The 4807-nt window shown below is 59.6% G+C and carries 3 protein-coding genes, 1 tRNA gene and 1 pseudogene; all 5 read left to right on the top strand.

The features are described 5' to 3' along the window. Window positions 1-687, top strand: a pseudogene (locus NW819_RS03900) (NAD(P)H-quinone oxidoreductase subunit F); the annotation flags it as partial. A gap of 12 nt (window positions 688-699) precedes the next feature. After that, window positions 700-2208 (top strand): NADH-quinone oxidoreductase subunit M, encoded by a 1509-nt coding sequence (locus tag NW819_RS03895; RefSeq protein WP_414412949.1) that lies wholly within the window; start codon window positions 700-702, stop codon window positions 2206-2208. 36 nt (window positions 2209-2244) lie between these two features. Next, window positions 2245-3426, top strand: a complete 1182-nt coding sequence (locus NW819_RS03890) for a CO2 hydration protein (RefSeq protein ID WP_011433407.1) — start codon at window positions 2245-2247, stop codon at window positions 3424-3426. 82 nt (window positions 3427-3508) lie between these two features. Continuing rightward, a tRNA-Cys gene (locus NW819_RS03885) sits at window positions 3509-3580 on the top strand. A 34-nt stretch (window positions 3581-3614) separates the two neighbouring features. Continuing rightward, complete coding sequence (locus NW819_RS03880; RefSeq protein WP_414412948.1) at window positions 3615-4778, top strand: pyridoxal-phosphate-dependent aminotransferase family protein; 1164 nt, start codon at window positions 3615-3617, stop codon at window positions 4776-4778. Window positions 4779-4807 lie beyond the last annotated feature (29 nt).

Below are 4807 nucleotides of genomic sequence, written 5' to 3'. Positions count from 1 at the left end.
CTGGGGATGGTGGCCCTGCTGCCGCTGGGGTGCTTTTGGACGCTGACCCGCCTGGCGCTGGTGTACGGCGTTTTGCAACCGGCCCTGGTGGGGGTGCTGCTGTGGGTAAACGGGCTGACGGCTCTAAACCTGGCGCGGGTGTTTGGCCTGGTCTTTTTGGGATCCCCTCAACCCAAAACCCGCCGGGCCCCTGAGGTGGGCTGGCTGATGGCTCTGCCCATGGGCATCCTGACGGTGCAAACCTTGCTCATGCCCTGGCTGTTGGGGCGCTGGGGGCTCTATCCCGACTGGAACCCGCAGCTGAGGTGGATGGCGGCTCTGCTGACGGCTGCTGGGCTGGTGGGGGCAGCCATTGGCGGCTGGCTGTACTGGGGGGACCAACGGAGGGTATATCTGCCCTGGCCGGAGCTGCAGGATCTGCTGGCCCACGACTTTTACACGGGGCACCTCTACCAAGCCCTGGTGGTGCAACCGGTCAGCGCCCTCTCCCGCGGATTGGAGTGGCTGGATCGCAACGGAGTGGACGGCTTGGTGAACGGGGTGAGCCTGGCCTTTTTCTTCAGCGGCGAAGCCCTCAAGTACACCCTGTCGGGGCGGATGCAACTCTATGTGCTGGTGATTGTCATCGGGATGGTGTTGGTTACAGCTTGGCTACTGCGTTCGCCCCATTTGGGGTTGGCCTATTGATGGGAGAGAGCCATGTTGAGCCTTTTGATTGGGATCCCGTTGTTGGGGAGCATCTTGATTGGGTTGATTCCCGAGCAGGCGGGGAAGGGCTTGCACCGGGCTTTGGCCTTGGGGTTTGGGTGGGTTTTGTTTGGCCTGAGCGCGGGGCTGTTGCTGATCTTTGACCCCCACCTTGGATCCCTGCAATTGGCGGAAAGGATGGCCTGGATCCCCCAGTTGGGCTTGGTTTATGAGGTGGGAGTGGATGGGATCTCTCTGCCTTTGGTGGTGATGACCGGGCTGCTGGTGTTGATGGCTATTTGGGCCAGCGGCCAGGTGGAGCGGCCCCGCCTCTACTACAGCTTGGTGCTTATGCTGGCGGCAGCGGTGGCCGGAGCTTTTTTGGCTCAGAATTTGCTGCTGTTTTTCCTGTTCTATGAAGTGGAGCTGATCCCCCTGTATTTGCTCATCGCCATCTGGGGAGGGCCGCGCCGCACCTATGCCGCCACCAAGTTTTTGGTTTACACCGCTCTGTCGGGGATCCTCCTCTTGATTGGCTTTTTCGGCCTCAGTTGGCTGAGCGATGCCCACAGCTTTACCTATACCGTCCTGCAGGCTCACCCCTTGCCCCTGGTGCAACAAACCCTGTTGCTCATTCCCATTCTGCTGGGCCTGGCCATCAAGATCCCCTTGGTGCCCTTCCACACCTGGTTGCCGGATGCCCATGTGGAGGCTTCCACCCCCATTTCCGTGTTGCTGGCGGGTCTGCTTTTGAAGTTGGGCACCTACGGCCTGTTGCGCTTTGGCCTGCAGCTCTTACCGGATGCTTGGCAGCAGGCAGGGCCCTGGCTGGCCGGTTGGGCGGTGGTTAACGTGCTCTATGGATCCCTGAACGCCTTGGTGCAGCAGGACATGAAAAAGCTGGTGGCCTACAGCTCCATTGCCCACATGGGCTACATTCTCTTGGCTGTAGCAGCAGCCACTCCCCTCTCCCTGGTGGGATCCATCTTTCAGATGGTCAGCCATGGCCTCATCTCCTCGCTGCTGTTTCTTCTGGTGGGAGCCGTCTACACCAACACCGGCACACGGGATCTCAAGCTGCTGCGGGGATTGCTCAACCCGGAGCGGGGCTTACCGCTTATTGGCAGCTTGATGGTGCTAGGGGTGATGGCCAGTGGCGGCACACCGGGCATGGTGGGCTTTATAGCTGAGTTCACCCTCTTTCGGGGCAGCTTTGCCGTCTTTCCCCTGCAAACGCTCCTGTGCATGGTGGGGACGGGATTGACGGCGGCCTATTTTCTGCTGATGGTGAACCGTGTCTTTTTTGGGCGCCTCTCGCAAGTGGCCATAGCCATGCAACGCCACGCCACTGAAGAGCGCCTGCCTGCTGTTGTTTTGGCAACGCTGGTGGTGTTACTGGGCCTGCAGCCTAGCTGGGCAACCCGCTGGGTGGAGTCCACCACCTTGGCCTTGGCCAAGGCTAACCTAGCTGGTGTTGCAGGACTGGTCACTGCCTTTCAGTTTGGGTTGTCTTCCTTTTGATGATTTGATGAGATCGACGGAGTTTCTTTTGCTCCCATGACTGCCACTCTTGCTCCTGCTCCTTCCTGCTTCTTTCTGGCCGGCTTATCTCCTCTGGAGCAACTGCAACTGGCTCCTATTGTCCAGCGCCTAGAGGCAGGGGGAGCCCTTGTGCCGGATGCCCCTGCCAATCGCCTAGAGGTCATTGGCATCCTGCATAGCTACGGCGAGGTGCTGGATGCCTATTCGCGCAACTTGATCTTCATTGCCGACCACCAATTTTTGGAGCTTTTTCCGGCGTTCAAGTATTTCAACGGCGAGATTACCCTGGGCAAATGGCTGCGCTACCTGTGGCATGACCGCATCAACTACGAGTTTGCCGAATACTGCATGAAGGCTATGCTCTGGCATGGGGGAGGGGGGCTAGACCGCTACCTGGATACTCCCGAATTTGTCGAGCGGGCCAAGAGAGCCATCCGGGCCAAAATCCGCTTCAATCCCTTCTTGCAGGGCTTGGGGATCTTGTTTCCCGACTTTGCTCTAGAACAGGTGCGCATGCTGGCTATGTACAGCGGCTTGGGCCAGTTTTGGCGGGTGATGAGCGATATTTTCCTGGCGCTGGCCAAGCGCTCTGAGACAGAACCCCACCTCACCATTCCCGACGTGGTGGCTCACATCCAGCAGGGGTTGGTGGCAGCTGCCGACAAGCCTATCACCTACGCTCCCTGCATCTGGGGCCGCCGCTACGAGATCATCCCTCTCTCGGCGGGTCTGACTTTCCTATCAGATACGGCTATCCCCTATGTGGAAGCGGTGTTTTTCCGCTCCTTTCCCTTTATGGGCACGGTTTCCTACAACGCCCAGGCCCACCAGATCCCGGCTGAGCAGGCTGACTTTGCCTACGGCGCCCTCTACGCCGATCCGCTGCCGGTGGGGAGCGCCGGGATCCCGCCTACCCTGTTGATGCAGGATATGATGCGCCACCTGCCCCCCTACTTGCGAGAGCACTACCGCCGCCAGCCTCGCGGGGATGATGACCTGCGGGTGAAAATCTGCCTTAGCTTCCAAAAGGCCATGTTCTGTGTTACCACTGCCGCCCTGCGGGCTCTTGCCCCCTTCCCTCTGGAAACTCAGGATCCCCAGCAGCAGTTGGCCAACCGCAAGTTTCTGGCTCCTTGGCTGCAGCGCCTGCTGGGATCCCGTCTGTTAAAGGTGCAGGAAGAAAGGGTTGAGGCCTAGCTGAGCTGGGAACTGCTACTTTTGGTTACTGGAAGGGGGATCCCCTTTTCGGATACAATATCTGCGCCCAGTTGAGCAATGGGGTGGCGTAGCCAAGTGGTAAGGCAGAGGTCTGCAAAACCTCTATGCGCCAGTTCGAATCTGGCCGCCACCTTTTAAACCTTACTTGCATCCCAAGCAGGGCAAGCATGAAAGACAAGCTGATATTGATGATCCCCGGCCCCACTCCCGTTCCCGAGAGTGCGCTGCTGGCGATGGCACGGGGGCCCATCGAGCACCGCAGCAAAGAGTTCACCGCCATTTTGGAAGAGGTCACCGATGGGTTGCGCTGGCTGCACCAAACCACCTCCGATGTGTTTGTCTTTTCCGCCAGTGGCACCGGTGCCATGGAAGCCGGGATCCTCAACACCCTCAGCCCTGGGGATCGGGTTTTGGTGGGGGTGAACGGCAAGTTTGGGGAGCGCTGGGCGGAAATGTCCGAGCAGTTTGGCCTTCAGTGTGAGCGGGTGGAAACCCCCTGGGGGATCCCTTACCCCGTCGAGATCTTCCAAGAAAAGCTGGCTGCCGACCGGGAAAAAACCATCAAAGCCGTCATCCTCACCCACTCGGAGACTTCCAGCGGCGTAGCCAACGATGTCCAAGCCATTGCTGCTGCTGCTCGCGAGCATGGGGAAGCCCTCGTCCTGGTGGATGGGGTCACCAGCGTGGGGGCAATGCCGGTGTTAATGGACGAATGGGGCTTGGATGTGGTGGCCTCGGGATCCCAGAAGGGCTATATGATCCCACCAGGGCTGGGATTTGTGGCCGTCAGCCCGCGGGCCATGGCCGCTACGGAGCGCTCTAGGTTTCCCAAGTACTACTGGAGCTTTAAGCTGGCGCAAAAGGCCCTGCGCCAAGGCACCACTCCCTTTACACCGGCGGTGAACCTGTTTTACGCCCTGCAGGTTACCCTGCGCATGATGCGCGCAGAAGGGTTGGAAGCCATCTACCGGCGTCATGCCAAGCTGGCCCAGGCCACCCGTGCTGGCGTCAAGGCTCTGGGGCTAAAGCTCTTGGTTGATCCAGAGTCAGCGGCCAGTCCTTCGGTAACAGCTGTACTCGCTCCCGAAGGGATCAACGCTGACACCATCCGCAGCACCTTGAAGAAACACTTCGACATCGCCCTTGCCGCTGGACAAGACCACCTCAAGGGCAAAATCTTCCGCATTGGCCATTTGGGCTTTGTGAGTGACCGCGATGTGCTGATGACCTTGGCTGCTCTGGAGTCAGCTTTACACACCGTGGGCTACAGCGACTTCACCCCAGGGGCGGGAACTCGCGCCGCCAAGGAAGTATTGGCCCACGGCTTCTGAGCCCCCAGCTCAGCTAGAAATCGCAGGAG

This window comes from Synechococcus sp. R8-2 (genome assembly GCF_047461715.1).
GTDB lineage: Bacteria > Cyanobacteriota > Cyanobacteriia > Thermostichales > Thermostichaceae > Thermostichus.
Note: the sequence above shows the minus strand (reverse complement) of the source record. Positions and strands in the feature narration are given on the sequence as shown.

Excerpts from the sequence above, each read along its gene's own strand:
- NW819_RS03895 (WP_414412949.1), top strand. The coding sequence starts at position 700 with ATGTTGAGCCTTTTGATTGGGATCCCGTTGTTGGGGAGCATCTTGATT.
- NW819_RS03890 (WP_011433407.1), top strand. The coding sequence starts at position 2,245 with ATGACTGCCACTCTTGCTCCTGCTCCTTCCTGCTTCTTTCTGGCCGGC.
- NW819_RS03880 (WP_414412948.1), top strand. The coding sequence starts at position 3,615 with ATGAAAGACAAGCTGATATTGATGATCCCCGGCCCCACTCCCGTTCCC.